General features: G+C 62.9%; 1 protein-coding gene. It reads right to left on the bottom strand.

Annotated elements, in window-relative coordinates:
• On the bottom strand, positions 1-1514 hold a 1514-nt coding region (locus L0G76_RS16165), incomplete at its 3' end, for an MFS transporter (protein WP_487247017.1).
• Positions 1515-1589: the final 75 nt, after the last annotated feature.

The following is a 1589-nucleotide window of genomic DNA, read 5'->3' as shown; positions in this document are numbered from 1 at the left end:
CCCGTGGTCTCTCGGGCGAGCACAGCCATGAGCACCACCGCCACAACCACGAGCACCCCGGTGAGTATGAAGGTCAATGTCAGCCCGAGAACCGGCCACATGAACGCACCGAAGACAAGCGGAGCAACACCGGTCGCGATGCGGGAGGCAGCCGATGCCCAGCCGAATCCCGAACCTCGCAGCCGGGTCGGGTAGAGCTCCGACACATAGGTGTACAGAGTGGGAATGGCGATCTGCACGACGAATCCGAATCCGATGATGCTGGCCTTGGCGGCGAATGTCAGTTCCGTTCCCGAAGCTTCGATGAATACCGCTGCACAGACCAACAGGAGCGCGGAGACGATTGCGGTCACGCCGAGCACCCATTTTCGACCCACACGTTCGACGATCAGGGCAGAGACGATGACACCGAGGATGCCCACTGCCGTCATCGATCCGGTGACCATGAATGCTGTCTGGTCTCCCAACCCCTGCTTCTTCAGGATGTCCGGCAGCCAGGTCAGGGCCGCATAGTAGACCAGGAGGACAGATACGAACAGTGCCCAGGAGACAAGAGTCGTCTTGGCTGAGTACTGCCACAACTGCACCAATTGACCGCTGGCGGCGCGCAGCTGTCTGTTGACGGAGGTGACCGCTCCAGGCGAGGCGGTGGATGCCTGCCGAGGCGCCTTGGCAGCACCGGAGTCCTGGGAGGCGCCAGTGGACCGGGAAGAGCCGGCGGACCGGGAGGTGCCAGAGGACCGGGCGGCACCGGTGGCCTTGGTCGCGCTCGCGACGGGAACATCATGCGTCCACGTCGTCACCTCGGCGCCGGTGCGCTCGACGAGCCTGGCGATGATGGCGTCGGCTTCGGCATACCGTCCGACGGAGGCAAGGTAGAGAGGTGATTCGGGAATTCCGAAGCGCACGGCCACTGTCAGCAGAGCGGGCACGATCATGACGAGCATGATGAGGCGCCAGTCCCCCACTCCCAGCAGCGATGCGGAGACGAAGGCGCACAGTGAGGCACCGATCGGCCACCAGCCGTCCATTGCAGTCAGGACGCGACCGCGATGTTTCTTGGGAGTGAATTCACCCACGAGCGCATAGTCGACGGGGATGCATCCGCCGAGTCCGAATCCGGCAAGGAATCGGAACAGGATGAACCAGCCGAACGCTGGGGAGAAAGCTCCTGCCACCGTGAAGACTGAGAACACGAGAAGCGTGAGGGTGAAAGCCTTCTTCCGGCCGATCACGTCGGCGATGCCTCCCCAGATGAAAGCCCCCAAAGCCATGCCGATGAGGTTGGCCGTGGCGATCCAGGCAGCCTGGCCGACGCTCAGGCTCCAGTAGTCGCTGAGCAGCGGGATGAGGAACCCGTTGAGGGCAACATCCCAGGCGTCGAACATGAATCCCAGGCCACCGATGATGAAGATGGCACCCTGAGTCCTCCAGCGCCACGGAAGGTTGGCGACGACTTCGGAAGCGGTCGGCGTGGATGTTGAGGCTGATGTAGACACGTGGCCACAGTACATCGTTTAACGCAGATACGCGCAAATTCGCCGACGCCGATCAGGTCGGCCGAGACCGACTCCACACGTGGCGGCCGA

It is taken from the genome of Brevibacterium picturae (assembly GCF_030453725.1).
GTDB classification, from domain to species: domain Bacteria; phylum Actinomycetota; class Actinomycetes; order Actinomycetales; family Brevibacteriaceae; genus Brevibacterium; species Brevibacterium sandarakinum_A.
This window is presented reverse-complemented; position numbering and strand designations above follow the sequence as displayed.